We start from the raw sequence: 14,251 nt of genomic DNA on the forward strand, positions 1-14,251 counted from the left end.
TTTTCCGCTAATCATCCGAATGAAACGCATCAGGAATAAAAAATGAGAGCTTTCTCAACTCATCTTTTGGCTAAGTTGACATCTATGGGGTTTAACGTCGGCTCGGAATATCTGGGGGAAGATGAACAGTTCGGTTACTGGCGTGATACCCATCTCCGGGTCCTCGGCCCCGTCGTCGAGGAACTCGAGTTTCACTTCGAACAGGACTGGGACGCGGCGAGCCGAGAACGGACCGATTGGTCAACGGCACCGATTCCGCCGTTAGCCGATTCGCAAGAGCGTGTCCCGGCTCAAATCGTGACGTCCGGTCCGACCTCGGAAACGGAATACCTGAAAAACATGCTGATTCAAATGATTCATACTGCGGAAAAATCGATTTATATCCAGTCGCCCTATTTTATTCCGGACGCCAGTTTCATGGATGCCTGCCGGATTGCGTTAGCGTCCGGCGTCTCCCTGAAAATCATGATTCCGAACCAACCGGATCATCCGTTTGTCTACTGGGCGACCTATGCCGCGGTCGGTGAACTGATCCAGCACGGCGCGGAAGTCTACACGTACGAGATCGGCTTCATGCATGCGAAAACGATTGTCGTCGATGGAAAAATCGCCTCTGTCGGAACGACGAACATCGATGCCCGGAGCTTCCGGTTGAACTTCGAGATGAATGCGATTTTGTATGATGCAGCGATCGCCGAAGAACTGGAGCTGCTCTTTTTGTCCGACGTTGCCGACAGTGCCTTGCTGACCCGGGAAAAATATGCTGCCCGTCCGCGGATGATCCGCTTTAAGGAGAGTATCTCGCGGCTTTTGTCACCAATTTTGTAAAACTTGCTCGGTTATGAATTGAAAAACTTCACTCGAAAGGAGAACTTGTAAAAATAGTAAAAATTATGAAATAATACTTTTGAACTTATTTTATTTCTTGGCTATTTAGCAACGAAAAGGAGAGTGGATATGGGGATTTTGCTGATTGTAACAGTAGCGTTTTTGCCGATTTTTTATAACATGCACAAACGCTTGCGGATTTTAGAAGACAAACTTCGCGAATATGAGCGGTAAAGGGTCAAATGAATTTCACTCATTAATTAACTCATTTATCGCTAAATATACTCATTTTGATTGATTTTGAATATGTTTAAACGTTTTAAATCCATATTAATTAGTTCATTTTTTAATAAACATACTCATTTTGTCCTAAAATGAGTATGTTTATTCTTTTTGAACACGTTTAAATACGTTATAGTTTAATTAAACATACTCATTTTTCTAATAAATGAACATGTTTAGCTATCAATGAGTCTATTAATGAAAGAGGCGCTACATGTGAGAAACTATACGTATAGTTATTTAAATACCATTGCACTACCGATGGAAACAGTCCGCTTGATCAGCCGGATCAATGAATATAAAGGAAAACAAGATTTATATAAACAACAAGCTCCTCAAATTCTCGATACGTTACGAGACGTCGCTGTCATTCAGTCGACAAAAGCATCGAACGCGATTGAAGGAATTGTTGTTACAGAAAGCCGCCTCCATACCATCATGTCGAAATCAGCCGATCCTGCCGACCGTTCCGAGGCAGAGATTGCCGGTTATCGCGATGTCTTGAATTTGATACATGCTTCGGCACAAGATATTCCAATCAATGCAAACGTATTGTTACAACTTCATAAAGAACTTTATAAATTCGTTCCCGTCGAAGGTGGTCGTTGGAAAAACGTCGATAACGAAATCAGCGAGACGTTTCCTGACGGGACACGACGGACACGCTTCGTTCCGGTGCCGGCATTCGAGACACCTTCCTCAGTTCAAGCATTATGCGATAGTCTGCGTGACAGGCGGCAACAAGAAGACGTCGATCCACTTATCTTGACGAGCCTTTTTGTACTCGATTTCTTGTCGATTCATCCATTCAATGATGGAAATGGTCGGATGTCACGCTTATTAACACTATTAATGCTTTACCAGGAAGGTTTCGAGGTTGGGCGGTACATCAGTCTTGAAAAGATTGTCGAGTCGCGTAAAGAAGATTACTATGAATCGCTTCGACTGTCCTCCATCCACTGGCATCAGAATCAGCAAGATCCTTTCCCATGGATCAACTACCTGTTGAGTACAATCCTTGCCGCGTATAAGGAACTGGAGGAGCGCGTCGGACTGATTACGACCGGCAATCAAAACAAGGCGGGACGAATTCGTCAATTTGTCGAAAGCCGCATTACACCGTTCAATAAAGCAGATGTCCGAAACGCCTGTCCTGATGTCAGCGAGGCAACGATTAATCGAATTCTGCGTGAACTTCGGGATGAAGGATTCATCCAACCGTCAGGACGTGGACGTGGAGCAAAATGGATCAAAAGATAACCTTGTTCTTTTAACTCGTCATAGGATTTCAGAAACGAAAAAGCATCAAGTGCACGTGACAATCCCGAACACCTGATGCTTTTTATTTTTTTAGGTATTAGATAAGAGGTGTTCATCTTTATACTGTAACCCTTCTCTGACCGCCCAGGCTTGATGGGCATGAAACAATCCATCCACTGCTCGAAAAGGCTGCCAGACTAAACGGTGGTCTTCTTCGACTGCCGCTTGTATCTGTTCACGTAACGTTATCTTAAAAAAGAACGCATCGTTGAGAATCGCTTCCCCTTTTTGTGACAGCAGATATTGTTCAGCACGGCCGATTGGCGTATCGATTTGAATCGAAAACCCGGTCTCTTCAAGCAGCTCTCTGTGAAGTGCTTGCTCCGGTGTTTCTCCCCACTCGATTCCCCCACCCGGCAAAAAACGATTGTTCAGCCGGGTCTCGACGGTTAAGAATGTCTGCTGTCGCTGATCGTATGCCACACCATAAACACTTTTTTTATATTGGTATTGCCGGCCTTTTCGTTTCACACCAAAAGTCGGTCTATTCTTTTCATCAGATATCATCGTCGTCACCCCTGTAAGTCCCCGTTAATTTCCCGCCGTCGTCCCATCGTCCAAGCATTTTTCCTTGTGCCGTGTATTTCAAAAAGTTGGCCAAGCGTTTTTCATATTCCGGACTACCGGGCTTGTATTCCTGAATGTAACTGACTCGGACCCGGACATAAAGATCCGGCAACGTCTTAAAAAACTGATAGGTCGCTGCATCTTTTTTTAGTTCCTCGAGAATCGCCTCATCGATGTCAAAGGGTGTCTTTAAATCCGGCAAGACCTTTTTGCCTTGTTCGTACATCTTTCCGAGTGCCGTCAAACGACGGACCCGTTCCTTGTTCAGTTCCGTCCAGTGGCTGTTTTTACGGCGCGGCGTAAAGCGTTGGGCTTTTGTTGAGTCATCCATCTTTTTGCTGATTCCGTCAATCCAGCCAAAACAAAGCGCTTCCTCAACCGTCTCGATGTAATCCAGCTGGTAGTCACCCGCATCTCTTTTATAGAAGACGAGCCAAATCTCAGTCTCTGTTAAATGGTTACTTTCCAACCAATTGCGCCACTCTTCGATTCGTTCGACATGCAACTGTCTTGTGATGTCCATGAATCCCTCCGTTTTAATCAAATCGTTTCCAGTGACCTTCTGAAATCACTTCCACTACGCCATCAACAACCTGAATCGCCGTTTGATCGTCAATCGCATAGGATGGTCCTGTGAGATCAGCCGCCCATCGGACAGCTTCATCCAATGTATTTTCCGGTAAAAGTTCGTGATCCAGATGCGGAAAAATTGAAAAATCAACGTATCCGAGAGTCTCATCCGACGCCATCTCCGGTGGTGTCCATTCCACGAACGCTTGACCAATCCGCGGTGTCAGCACCATGCTACCGGCACTTAACCCGACGTATACGGCTTTTAGCGAAGGCAATCGGTCGGCAAGTCCAGACTTTTTCATCCAGTAGTTTAAAAATAACGGATCTCCGCCATTCACCAATAGCACATCTGCCTGTTCGACAAGCGGTACCCAGAGTGATTCATCCAGACTCGGTAGTGCCGTTAATTCGAGAACACCCACCGACTGAAATCCTAATTCACACATCGGTGTTGAACCGGTTCCCGTGATGAATGAATACGCATGGTACGGACCCTCCTTCATTCCGTAAACGGCCGTCGGAATACACAAGGCATGTGCCTCCGCAATCGGTTTTCCGAGTAAGTCGACGAGTGCACGACGTTGACTGTCATTTTGAATGCCGCCTGAAGTCAGCAATAATTTCATAAGAACCCTTCTTTCCGGATTGAATGTTGAAGCGATTTACGATTCTATACTACTTCTTCACGTTTCATTTTTATCAAAATTAGACGAGAATACTCCCACTTCTAATCGTTCAGGGCGAAGCCCTAGTATAAGTGGGGGATAGATCGTCTTCGGACAAGGCGTGTCTTGCGACACGTCAATTGTCCGACACTCTTGGTTTGAAAACAATTAAAATCAGGAATAAAAAAAGAGTCATGTTCTTTGAAAACTGAAGATATAGGGTTGTGACAGGAAGTTCGTCTGTCACGTAAAATCTTCAACGTTCACCTTGCGGATGACCGAAGTAGCGAAAACCAAGCAGAGTAGGCATCCGCGCAAAAGAAACAGACAAGATTAACTTTCAACCGTCGGGACGACGGGGTTAGCCTGATAAGGTTTCGACCGGTAGGTCGAATAACTCAGGAATCCTCCACCTCTAAGCAAAGCGTAGGTGGAGGTAGTTCAACCTGTTCCTGTTGCTTTATCGATTCATGTTCAGAAAAAAAGCCAGCAAGTAAAATCGGTAGGTGGGCTAACCTAAATTTATGAGACAATATAAAACACCTTCGGAGTGGTACACTTTTAAAAAGTACTAATATCGGAGGTGTTTTTGCGTGGGCAAAAACGTATATTCAAGCGAAGTAAAGTGGGCAGTAGTCAAAGACAAACTGAGTGGTGAATTAACGACGAAAGAGATTATGGAGAAGTATGGAATCAAAAATAAATCGCAAGTCGAAACATGTATGAGATGGTATCGAACTAATGAATTCTATCGATTTGATCAACCCATTGGAAAACAGTATACCTACGGACACGGCCCTGATTTTGCGAATGAAGATGACAAGAAAGACCGAAAAATATCTCACTTGGGGATGGAGAACGAAATCTTAAAAAAGTACATGGAGATCGAACGGGAATTGAAAAAGAAGCAATCCTAAAAATGGTAGAGCTTATGCGGGAGAAGTATACGGTAACTGCCATCCTTAGCGCCTTGAATATACCAAGAGCAAACTATTACCGTTGGGTTAAAGAACCTGTGGAAGCACCTACGGAGCTAGAATAAGCGATTATCTAAATTATTATGAAGAGCGAATTCAAGAAAAATTAGGCTACCTGACACCGATAAAATACGGTGTACCGGCAGCCTAATCAAGGTGTTTAATATGTGTCTCATATCGCTAGTTCAGTCTAAGGATAGACCGGTTTTACTTACTGACGTGGAGACAATTAAGCTTCTGTTAATAAGGATTGAGCCTGTTCGAGGACCAAGTCCCCTTTCATCAGACCATACGCCATCTGATTGATGATCGCGACACGAACCCCTTTTGGTTCTGCGACTTGACGAATCTTCGTTTCTAAATACCGGACTTGTGGTCCGATTAAAATGACATCTGTCTGATCCAGATGATGCAATAATTCACTTTCAGGAATCGCTTCGATTGTCACATCAAGAGCTTGTGCCTCAGCTTGTTCACGCATTTTCCGGACTAAGATCGACGTCGACATACCGGCCGAGCAAACGAGTAGAATGTTCATGATTTTTCCTCCAGTCGTGTGATTCGCGTATACAGTTCAACCATCTCGGACGCTAAATCCTTGACGGTCATCGCCGTCATCAAATGGTCTTGCGCATGAATCAACAAAATCGATAACGGCGTTTCGATCCCTTTCGCTTCGTCCTGCAGTAAGGTCGTTTGGGTACGATGCGCCTGTAGACTTTCTTGATTGGCTTCTTCCAATTTGGTTTGTGCCAACGAGAGGTCTCCTTTTTTTGCAGCCTGAATCGATTCCATTGCTGCCGAACGGGCATTGCCTGCGTGAAGAATCATCGTAAACGATAGGATTTGCAGTTCTTCTGTCATCAGCTTGCCATCTTCCCTTCTGTTTGTTTTTTCATCGCCCGGACACCTGCTGCGACGAACGGGACATAAATCGCTGTCGCGAGCGTCAAGTTGACGACTTGCAGGGCGATTCCGCGCCAACTCCCGCCTGTCACGAGATAGCCACTGATTAAAGGCGGTGTCGTCCACGGTAAAATCGCGACGGTTTTTGGAACCAGTCCGGTCGACAACGCGACATAGGAGACGATTGTCAATGTGACCGGCACCAGGATGAACGGAATCAACATGATCGGGTTCAAGACGATCGGTAAGCCGAAAATCACCGGTTCATTGATGTTGAACAATCCAGCGGGCGTCGATAACTTGGCGACTTCGCGGTAGGGGTGATTTTTCTGTTCGCGGATGACAAAGAAAATCGCGAACAAAAGAGCAAGCGTCGTACCGGAACCCCCTATGAATACGAATGAGTCGAGGAAAGGTTTCGTCACCGTATTCGGGACGTCGTAAGCCGAAGTCCCGGCCTGGAATGCTTCCAGGTTCTGCTGAATCAATGGCAGATAAATCGGTTCGATGACGGCTCCGATGATGTTTGTCCCATGTAAGCCGAAGAACCAGAGGATATGATTTAAAAAGGCAATCGCGATTGCCGCCGGAAGTGTGTCCCCGAACCCTTGCAACGGTTTTTGAATGCTGTTGAAGATGACTTCAAACAGACTTGATTCAATGGCCAGTGTCATGAATAATTGGAATCCGCCGACGAGGATCAAAATCAACGTGGCCGGAATCAATGCCTGGAACGAGCGGACGACACCATCCGGAACCCCATCCGGCATCGAGATCGTCAACCGTGTCTTCAGTAAGATGCGGAACAGCTCGGTCGTCAAAAGAGAGAGAATGATGGCGACGAATAGTCCTTGCGCGCCGAGCCAGACAAAACTGAGTCCCCAGTCTTTCGTGACCGGGACAAGAATGATATAGGAGGCGACGGAAATCAACCCCGCCGACAACGGGTCGACATCGTAACTTTTAGCCAGGCTGTAGGCGATCGAAAAAGCCACCAGCAATCCTAAAATCGCAAACGATCCGTTCCAGATGTTTCCCCCTAACCCTTGCCAGTTTCCTTCCCCAAACAACCCGTTCATCCAACCGACGAAATCAAGACTGCCGATGGCGGGGAAGTTATTGATCAGTATCGCGAGCGACCCGACGATGATCAGGGGCATGATGGCGACGAATCCATCCCGTATCGCGACGAGATGGCGTTGGGCCCCGATTCTTCCTGCGATTTCAATGAACTTATTCATGTCCGTTGCGCCTCCTTGGATTGAAATTGTGGTAACCATGCTGCGTGCGCAAGCAACATCTCCTCGAGTAGCGGTTGCGCCCGCTTTTCATCTTGAATTAACGGATTCATCAAAAAGGCCAGATAAGCATCTTTGACGGATCCGCTTAACGCGGCTTGAATCGTCAGTTCTTCCATCTGCTTCATTTGCATAATCAGTCCTTTGACAGATAACGGCAATGGACCGACCGTGATCGGAAGCGGACCTTCTTTCGTAATGACGGCGTTGACTTCGATGACGGCATCGACCGGTAAGTCGGAAATCGCTCCCCGGTTCAATGTGTTGACCGTTTGAACATCTCCACGGTTGTTGTAAATCGAATCCATCAGGGAACAGGCGGCATCACTGTAATACGCGCCACCGCGTAGTTCGAGTTCAGCCGGTTTTTCGTCCAATCGCTCATCCTGATAAGCTTCGAACAATGTCCGTTCGACTTCCTGGACAATCTCGGCCCGCGTGCCGTTCGTATTGTAGGCGGCGAGGTCCTTCTTAAGCGTCTCGGCGGTTTGGAAATAGTACTGGTGGTACGGATTCGGTAACATGTTGACGGCTTGCAAGAAGGAGTCGGACCAACCGAGGCTAACGATATTCGCCGGTGAAAAATCGATCTGTTTCGTCATCAGTCGCTGCATCACCTCTTGCGTTCGATCGCTTCCGTCGACAAAGACCCGGCGTCCAAAGACAAAATGGTTTAAACCGATAAACTCGATCGAGACGCGCTTGACATCGACGTGCAAGACTTCGGCCGTCGAGTTCCGCATGTTAAACGGAATGTTGCAGACACCGATGACGTTTTGATGCGGACCATGCTTCAATAGTGCTTCCGTCACGATACCGGCTGGATTCGTAAAGTTAATCAGCCAGGCGTCAGGACAAATTTCGTGCATCTCTTTTGACAGTTCGAGCAGGACGGGAATCGTCCGGAACGCTTTGAAAATCCCGCCCGCGCCATTGGTTTCCTGACCGATAAAACCGTGTTTCAACGGAATCTGTTCATCGAGTGCCCGCGCCTCAAGCCCGCCGACACGAATTTGCGTCGATACGAAGTCCGCTCCTTCCAGGGCATGACGGCGATTTAATGTTGAACTTACACGAATCGGCAAACCAGACCGGCGAATCATCCGCTCTGCAAGTCGGGTAATGATGTCTAACTTGGCTGTTCCGGATTCGATGTCACATAAGATGATTTCAGAAACGGGAAGGGATTCATACCGTTTGATGAATCCTTCGATTAATTCAGGTGTATAACTTGATCCACCTCCGATAATGACGACTTTGATGCCCATGATAAAAACCTCCTCCTGTTTGTAAACGCTTTCTCTTTTTCTTGATTGTAATGCATCATACAAAAATAACAAATGTAAATACAAATATTAATTGTATCGATACAAATTATTTTAACTTGTTATAACATTTGCATTCAGTTGTCTTTTATCGCTACAATAAAAGAAAAATCGTGAAGGAAGGTCCGTCATGGAAACCAACCAATCGTTACACTCCTATATCAAAGAAGAGTTGTTAGAACGGATTAAATCCGGACTCTATCAAGCCGGCCAACAATTACCGACCGAATATGAGCTCTGTGAAGATTTTGATGTCAGCCGGACGACCGTCCGCGCCGCCTTGAACCAATTGACGCTCGAAGGGTACCTGATTCGCCAGCAAGGCAAAGGGACATTCGTCGCCGATCAAAAAGTACGGCAAACGTTATCGGATACACCGAACACCTATACCGAGCAGCTCGCCGTCCAAGGCAAACGGGGTCATGTCGCCGCCGTTGATTTGACCGTCGTCCCGGCAAATGCGGCCATCGTCGCAAAATTGCATGTCACGCTGAATGATCCGATTCAACGGATCGAGCGGATTCGCCGGGCCAATGACGAACCGACCCAATATGAGATTTCCTATATCCCCTGGCACATTGCGCCAGGCATCACGAAAAAACAAGCGGAACATTCCTTATACACGACGCTCCGCGAGACATTTGCGATCTCCGTCGCCAAAACGACCGAATCACTTGAAATCACGTTGGCAGACGAACGAATCAGTGCCCATTTGGATTGTGAACTCGGCATGCCTTGTTTTTATATTGAAACCGTCGCGGAAAACAAGGACGGTGAGCCGATCGAATATTCCCGCTCCTATTTCAGAGGCGACAAGACGAACTTCGTCATTGAACGGCATTATGCCGCGGGTGACGCCTTATGAACATTTTCATTAATGCCGATGATTTTGGTTTGACACGTGGTGTGACAGACGGCATCATTCAGGCATATCAAAACGGAATCGTTCATGCGACGACGCTGATGATGAATGGACGGGCCGTCCCGTATGCCGTGCAACAAGCAAAACGTTTTCCACAGTTACAGGTTGGTATTCACCTTGTCTTGTCTTACGGACGTCCATTGACGACGACCACGACATTAACGGACGCGTCCGGTCAGTTCCGCTTTACAAACCAATACATGGAACAGATTCCCCCTTCGCAAGAAGACGTCTTGACGGAATGGACGGCACAAATCGAAGCTTTTTTAGCAACCGGTCTGCCGTTACATCATCTCGACAGTCATCACCATATTCACGGGTGGGAACCGCTGCAAGAAGTCGTGTTAGAGTTGGCCCGGCGTTACGGGGTGCCTCTCCGTTTTGCCCCGACGCTTGCCGCTCATCCGGACTATCTGTTGACGGACACGCTGTATACCGGTTTTTATGGCGAAGGGATTTATCGTGACCTATGGGAAGAACTTCGTCTACTCGATAGCAATTCGATTGAGGTCATGGTCCACCCGGCGTATGTCGATGCGGATCTTCGAGACGTCAGTTCGTATACGACACAACGGGAAGAAGAACTCGCGTTATTAACAAAACTTGCATTGCCCGATGACATGATCTTCATGAGCAGATGACATGACCTTCATGAGCAGATGACAAACCCCGCTGTTGAAAATATGCCAAGGTTTTCGATCAAATCGATTACCTTGGCGTATTTTTTGTATAGAAATCTTTTAAACCATTTGCCATTTGTGTCCTCGCTTGCTACACTTAACCCGAGTACTTATTAAAATATTTTAAGAAGTATAAGGAAGGTGCCTGATGGCTGGTATGAACACGGATTTATTAACCCTGGTGCGGCAAGCACTTTTATTTGAACGGCTTCACACGATTCCGGAACTGAGCCGTACTCTTTCGACCAGTTTCCCGACGATCAAAAAACATTTGGACATTTTAATCGAGCATGGTGAGGTCGACGAACAGGACTCGGATGTATCGAGCGGCGGGCGTCCGGCCAAACGATACCGGTACCGGGCCGATCACACCCACGGACTGGCGCTTTATCTCGAACTCGATGCCATCGGTTACCGGATATTCGACGCAGTCGGCACGTTGCTAACGAACGGAACGGTATCCGTTCCCCGTCAGCAGCCGCATGTTCCGGCTCTCGTCCGCCTGATTCACCGGTTGCTTGCGCAAGACCCGCGCATCACCTTTTTAAGTATCGGGGTGGCGGCATCGGTCGAAGACGGGAAAGTCTTTTTTGCACCTGACTATCCGTCCCTGCAACAGGTCGATCTGAAACAGACGCTCGAGTCCGAGTTCCGGTTACCGGTCGTCATCGAAAACGACATGAATGCGGCTGTGGTCGGATTCCACGAAGCAGATCAGAACCGTCAACAATCGTTGATCTATTTGTACTTAGGAAAAAACGGTCCCGGTTCCGGGATCTTGATCAACGGACAACTCGTCCGCGGAAGCAGTCATTTTGCCGGTGAAATCTCCGTCGTCCCGCAATACGACAAGATGACATTCGGACAGGCAATCGCCAAGCGGAGAGCTACCTTAGACGCCCAGACGATTGATGCGATCAGCCGCTTGACGGCGACGTTTGCCGCGACATTGAATCCGCGTCTGTTGATCTTTAACGGGGAGGAACTGACGGAGCACGATTTGGAACAAATCCAGTTCAAGACAACCGAATACATCCCGGAAGCACATATCCCGCTCTTGATCCGGAGTAACTGGGAAACCGATTACCTGAACGGTTTGACCCGAATCGGATTACAGCTTCTGACCGAACAACCTTTATCAGCGAACAGGAGGAGTTCTTCATGAGTGGTGTCTTATTACTCAGCATCATCTATCTGGCATTCATCAGTTTAGGGTTACCGGATTCGTTGCTCGGGGTCGCCTGGCCCGTCATGCGGACGGAGTTCGGGGCCGATCTCGAAGTCGCCGGCTGGTTGTTCATGACGATTGCCGGCGGAACGATCATCTCGAGTCTGTTCAGCGGCAAGATTCTCAACCGGTTCGAGACGAGTCATGTCACAGCGTTTTGCGCGGCGATCACAGCGAGTAGCCTGCTCGGTTTTTATGTCGCCCCGTCGTTGATCTGGCTGTTTCTACTTGCGATCCCGCTTGGACTCGGAGCCGGCGTCGTTGACGCGGCCCTGAATCATTTTGTTGCGACGCGCTACAAAGCCCATCATATGAACTGGCTCCATTGTTTTTGGGGTGTTGGTGCGACGACCGGACCACTCATCATGGCGGCAATGATGAGCGAATCTGGGGACTGGCGCAGCGGGTATTTGACCGTCGCCTTGACCCAGTTTGGTCTTGCCCTCCTGCTTCTTCTCAGTTTGCCGCTTTGGAAACAGGCACCGGTTGCTGTCTCGGATGCACCAGACAATTTGGCGTTAACCGATACTCCGTCGAAACGGTTAGTCGGACTACCGTTTGCGTTAGCTTCATTTGTCCTCTATTGCGGTGCCGAAGCCTTGATTGGTTTATGGGGCAGCAGTTATCTTGTTCAAGTACAGTCGTTTTCGGTCCAGACGGCAGCGACCTGGATTTCCGTCTATTACGGCAGCATCACGGTCGGGCGGTTCTTAAGCGGTTTCTTATCGCTACGGATGACGAACCGTCAGTTGATTCGGACGGGACAAGGCACCGCCCTGCTCGGCAGCCTGTTGTTCTTTATTCCGGTCAACGGTCTGATGTTCACCGGGTTCATCCTGATTGGTCTTGGACTCGCTCCGATTTATCCGGCGATGTTGCACGAAACACCGGTCCGGTTCGGACGGGATGCGGCGAAACGCTTGATGGGGATCCAGATGGCATTTGCCTACAGCGGCAGTACATTTTTACCGCCCTTGTTTGGTGTTCTTGCCTCGCTCTTGACGTTGCAGCTGTTCCCGGTCACAGGATTCCTGATGATTTTGTTCCTGTTGCTTTGTTCCGAACGTCTTAATCGTGTCCTCGCCAAACGGGCGTTGTCGCGCGCTTCCTAATTCTTCAGAAAAGGAGTTTGCTATCATGAAAATTGAACATCTCGCCATCTGGGTCAAGGATCTCGAACGAATGAGAACCTTTTATGAAACGTATTTTGAGGCTCAGGCCAATGCGTTGTACCACAATCCGACAAAAGGGTTTTCGTCTTATTTCCTGCACTTTAAATCAGGAGCCCGGCTTGAATTGATGCACCGGACGGATATCGGTCACGAAGCCCCGCGCGACCGGTTCGGTTATGCCCACATCGCCTTTTCACTTGGGAGCCGCTTCGCTGTCGATCAGTTGACGAACCGACTCGAACAGGACGGCTATACCCGGATCGACGGTCCGCGTCTGACAGGAGACGGCTATTATGAAAGTGTTTTTCTCGATCCGGAAGGTCTGACGATTGAACTGACCGTCTGACGACAAACAAAAACACCATTGGTCTTCATGCCCTTCTCGCAGAAGCGGCCATGCAGACGGATGGTGTTTTTAGATCGTAAGTCCATGCGGTCAGGTCTCTTGTTGTGCGTTAAACCATTTGTACCTGTTCTTACCGGACGACTTGGCCTCGTATAACGCGATATCTGCCTGCCGCAGGAGATTTTTTAAACTGGTTTCCTTCGCAGCAGTATACGAGACGATTCCGATACTCGCCGACAGGTCATACGCATCCCACTTACTCAGACAGGCAAGGATTTCGTCTGCTTGCCGGACCAACGTTTCCTGACTGTCGCAACAGGCAAAATGGAGCACGAACTCATCTCCGCCCAAGCGAACGGCGCAAACTGATGTTCGTCCCGCAATCAGCGATTGAAGTCGTCTTGCCACCTCTTGTAATACCGTGTCACCCGCGTCATGTCCATAAACATCGTTGATTTTCTTGAAACCGTCCAAATCAAGGAAAAAGAGTGCTCCCGCTTCGTGAGGTTGCGTATCGAAGCGGTTCATCAAATACCGTCTGTTGTAGAGGTCGGTCAACGTATCGCGCCAGACGAACCGTTCCAGTTCCAGATAATACGAGAACAGACGGACAATTCGTTGCAGTAACTCGATACTCTTGCTCTCAAACAGACTGGCTTCATCATTGATAGCACACAAAGTACCGAACTTTTCTCCATTCGTCAGTGAAATCGGAATCCCTAAATAGGACCGGACGTTAGCCTGCTCGAGTATTTCTTTCATTCCATCGAGACCCGGTTCTTTTGTGACGTCCTCATACACTAACGGTTGTTTCGTTTGAAAATCGATTCGCTGGCACAGCGAATAATTCAAATCAATGACCATCCCTTCCGTGACACGCATACTGGTCTGATCATTGGATAGTTTTAAAATCAATTGCTCGGATTCATTGATTACCGATAAATAAAACAGTTGTTCCGGCAGAATTTCTTTAGCCAGATTAAGTAAATCCTCGGCTAAATCATCAAATTTCGTATACATCTTCAATTCTTCAAATTGTATATTCATCCGGCACCTCGATACGTCATAGTTTTAGAGATTTCGTTTGCCTATTTCTATTCATCCTTATCGTAAGAATTCCATTTTACCATATCCTCAATAGAGAAATGAGACCAAACCGGAA

General features: G+C 47.8%; 16 protein-coding genes. 8 read left to right on the forward strand and 8 right to left on the reverse strand.

Features of this window, described 5'->3' with window-relative positions:
* Positions 1 to 84: 84 nt before the first annotated feature.
* Both cls and KNQ13_RS11015 read left to right on the forward strand, forming a co-directional pair.
* Complete coding sequence (gene cls / locus KNQ13_RS11010; RefSeq protein WP_251027421.1) at positions 85 to 828, forward strand: cardiolipin synthase; 744 nt, start codon at positions 85 to 87, stop codon at positions 826 to 828.
* 498 nt (positions 829 to 1,326) lie between these two features.
* A complete protein-coding gene (locus KNQ13_RS11015; RefSeq protein ID WP_261974214.1) occupies positions 1,327 to 2,370 on the forward strand; it encodes a Fic family protein in 1,044 nt (347 codons plus the stop codon).
* Between the two features lie 90 nt (positions 2,371 to 2,460).
* On the opposite strand, the gene KNQ13_RS11020 is transcribed toward KNQ13_RS11015, so the two are convergent.
* The 3 genes from KNQ13_RS11020 to KNQ13_RS11030 are packed head-to-tail and all read right to left on the reverse strand — an operon-like array spanning position 2,461 to position 4,196.
* Positions 2,461 to 2,937 carry an NUDIX hydrolase gene (locus KNQ13_RS11020; protein WP_209548353.1) on the reverse strand — a complete coding sequence of 159 codons (477 nt, stop codon included), beginning with the start codon at positions 2,935 to 2,937 and terminating at the stop codon, positions 2,461 to 2,463.
* Positions 2,927 to 3,520 (reverse strand): YdeI/OmpD-associated family protein, encoded by a 594-nt coding sequence (locus tag KNQ13_RS11025; RefSeq protein ID WP_209548354.1) that lies wholly within the window; start codon positions 3,518 to 3,520, stop codon positions 2,927 to 2,929. Before KNQ13_RS11025 ends, KNQ13_RS11020 begins: the two co-directional genes overlap by 11 nt.
* Positions 3,521 to 3,533: 13 nt before the next feature.
* A complete protein-coding gene (locus KNQ13_RS11030) occupies positions 3,534 to 4,196 on the reverse strand; it encodes a Type 1 glutamine amidotransferase-like domain-containing protein (RefSeq protein WP_209548355.1) in 663 nt (220 codons plus the stop codon).
* Between the two features lie 632 nt (positions 4,197 to 4,828).
* Between KNQ13_RS11030 and KNQ13_RS11035 the strand changes: the two genes are divergently transcribed.
* Positions 4,829 to 5,152: a helix-turn-helix domain-containing protein gene (locus tag KNQ13_RS11035; RefSeq protein WP_209548356.1), complete on the forward strand. Its 324-nt coding sequence runs from the start codon at positions 4,829 to 4,831 to the stop codon at positions 5,150 to 5,152.
* A gap of 289 nt (positions 5,153 to 5,441) precedes the next feature.
* Here KNQ13_RS11035 and KNQ13_RS11040 read toward each other — a convergent pair whose 3' ends face one another.
* The 4 genes from KNQ13_RS11040 to KNQ13_RS11055 are packed head-to-tail and all read right to left on the reverse strand — an operon-like array spanning position 5,442 to position 8,684.
* Positions 5,442 to 5,750, reverse strand: a complete 309-nt coding sequence (locus KNQ13_RS11040) for a PTS sugar transporter subunit IIB (protein ID WP_209548357.1) — start codon at positions 5,748 to 5,750, stop codon at positions 5,442 to 5,444.
* The gene (locus KNQ13_RS11045) at positions 5,747 to 6,076 is read right to left on the reverse strand and encodes a PTS sugar transporter subunit IIA (RefSeq protein ID WP_209548358.1); all 330 of its coding nucleotides are present in this window, start codon (positions 6,074 to 6,076) and stop codon (positions 5,747 to 5,749) included. The genes KNQ13_RS11040 and KNQ13_RS11045 overlap by 4 nt, the downstream gene beginning before the upstream one ends.
* A complete protein-coding gene (locus tag KNQ13_RS11050; protein ID WP_209548359.1) occupies positions 6,076 to 7,359 on the reverse strand; it encodes a PTS sugar transporter subunit IIC in 1,284 nt (427 codons plus the stop codon). The genes KNQ13_RS11045 and KNQ13_RS11050 overlap by 1 nt, the downstream gene beginning before the upstream one ends.
* A complete protein-coding gene (locus KNQ13_RS11055) occupies positions 7,356 to 8,684 on the reverse strand; it encodes a 6-phospho-beta-glucosidase (protein WP_209548360.1) in 1,329 nt (442 codons plus the stop codon). Before KNQ13_RS11055 ends, KNQ13_RS11050 begins: the two co-directional genes overlap by 4 nt.
* Before the next feature lie 187 nt (positions 8,685 to 8,871).
* Here KNQ13_RS11055 and KNQ13_RS11060 point away from each other — a divergent pair, with 187 nt between their 5' ends.
* The 5 genes from KNQ13_RS11060 to KNQ13_RS11080 all read left to right on the forward strand — a co-directional run bounded on the left by KNQ13_RS11060 (position 8,872) and on the right by KNQ13_RS11080 (position 13,089).
* Positions 8,872 to 9,606 (forward strand): GntR family transcriptional regulator, encoded by a 735-nt coding sequence (locus KNQ13_RS11060; protein ID WP_026831263.1) that lies wholly within the window; start codon positions 8,872 to 8,874, stop codon positions 9,604 to 9,606.
* Positions 9,603 to 10,304 (forward strand): chitin disaccharide deacetylase, encoded by a 702-nt coding sequence (chbG, locus tag KNQ13_RS11065; RefSeq protein ID WP_209548361.1) that lies wholly within the window; start codon positions 9,603 to 9,605, stop codon positions 10,302 to 10,304. The genes KNQ13_RS11060 and chbG overlap by 4 nt, the downstream gene beginning before the upstream one ends.
* A gap of 187 nt (positions 10,305 to 10,491) precedes the next feature.
* Positions 10,492 to 11,508, forward strand: coding sequence for an ROK family transcriptional regulator (locus KNQ13_RS11070; RefSeq protein ID WP_209548362.1), 1,017 nt, complete (start codon positions 10,492 to 10,494; stop codon positions 11,506 to 11,508).
* On the forward strand, positions 11,505 to 12,683 hold the full coding sequence (locus tag KNQ13_RS11075) for an MFS transporter (protein ID WP_209548363.1): 1,179 nt from the start codon (positions 11,505 to 11,507) through the stop codon (positions 12,681 to 12,683). Before KNQ13_RS11070 ends, KNQ13_RS11075 begins: the two co-directional genes overlap by 4 nt.
* 25 nt (positions 12,684 to 12,708) lie before the next feature.
* On the forward strand, positions 12,709 to 13,089 hold the full coding sequence (locus KNQ13_RS11080; RefSeq protein ID WP_209548364.1) for a VOC family protein: 381 nt from the start codon (positions 12,709 to 12,711) through the stop codon (positions 13,087 to 13,089).
* A gap of 90 nt (positions 13,090 to 13,179) precedes the next feature.
* Here the strand turns inward: KNQ13_RS11080 and KNQ13_RS11085 are convergent, their stop codons facing one another.
* Complete coding sequence (locus tag KNQ13_RS11085) at positions 13,180 to 14,136, reverse strand: sensor domain-containing diguanylate cyclase (RefSeq protein ID WP_209548365.1); 957 nt, start codon at positions 14,134 to 14,136, stop codon at positions 13,180 to 13,182.
* Between the last annotated feature and the right edge of the window lie 115 nt (positions 14,137 to 14,251).

The organism is Exiguobacterium sp. s128 (genome assembly GCF_018618815.1).
GTDB lineage: Bacteria > Bacillota > Bacilli > Exiguobacteriales > Exiguobacteriaceae > Exiguobacterium_A > Exiguobacterium_A antarcticum.

What these genes read in the sequence shown, in the direction of transcription:
- cls (WP_251027421.1), top strand. Translation starts at nt 85, where the DNA reads ATGGGGTTTAACGTCGGCTCGGAATATCTGGGGGAAGATGAACAGTTC.
- KNQ13_RS11020 (WP_209548353.1), bottom strand. Translation starts at nt 2,937, where the DNA reads ATGATATCTGATGAAAAGAATAGACCGACTTTTGGTGTGAAACGAAAA.
- KNQ13_RS11025 (WP_209548354.1), bottom strand. Translation starts at nt 3,520, where the DNA reads ATGGACATCACAAGACAGTTGCATGTCGAACGAATCGAAGAGTGGCGC.
- KNQ13_RS11030 (WP_209548355.1), bottom strand. Translation starts at nt 4,196, where the DNA reads ATGAAATTATTGCTGACTTCAGGCGGCATTCAAAATGACAGTCAACGT.
- KNQ13_RS11040 (WP_209548357.1), bottom strand. Translation starts at nt 5,750, where the DNA reads ATGAACATTCTACTCGTTTGCTCGGCCGGTATGTCGACGTCGATCTTA.
- KNQ13_RS11045 (WP_209548358.1), bottom strand. Translation starts at nt 6,076, where the DNA reads ATGACAGAAGAACTGCAAATCCTATCGTTTACGATGATTCTTCACGCA.
- KNQ13_RS11050 (WP_209548359.1), bottom strand. Translation starts at nt 7,359, where the DNA reads ATGAATAAGTTCATTGAAATCGCAGGAAGAATCGGGGCCCAACGCCAT.
- KNQ13_RS11055 (WP_209548360.1), bottom strand. Translation starts at nt 8,684, where the DNA reads ATGGGCATCAAAGTCGTCATTATCGGAGGTGGATCAAGTTATACACCT.
- KNQ13_RS11060 (WP_026831263.1), top strand. Translation starts at nt 8,872, where the DNA reads ATGGAAACCAACCAATCGTTACACTCCTATATCAAAGAAGAGTTGTTA.
- chbG (WP_209548361.1), top strand. Translation starts at nt 9,603, where the DNA reads ATGAACATTTTCATTAATGCCGATGATTTTGGTTTGACACGTGGTGTG.
- KNQ13_RS11070 (WP_209548362.1), top strand. Translation starts at nt 10,492, where the DNA reads ATGGCTGGTATGAACACGGATTTATTAACCCTGGTGCGGCAAGCACTT.
- KNQ13_RS11075 (WP_209548363.1), top strand. Translation starts at nt 11,505, where the DNA reads ATGAGTGGTGTCTTATTACTCAGCATCATCTATCTGGCATTCATCAGT.
- KNQ13_RS11080 (WP_209548364.1), top strand. Translation starts at nt 12,709, where the DNA reads ATGAAAATTGAACATCTCGCCATCTGGGTCAAGGATCTCGAACGAATG.
- KNQ13_RS11085 (WP_209548365.1), bottom strand. Translation starts at nt 14,136, where the DNA reads ATGAATATACAATTTGAAGAATTGAAGATGTATACGAAATTTGATGAT.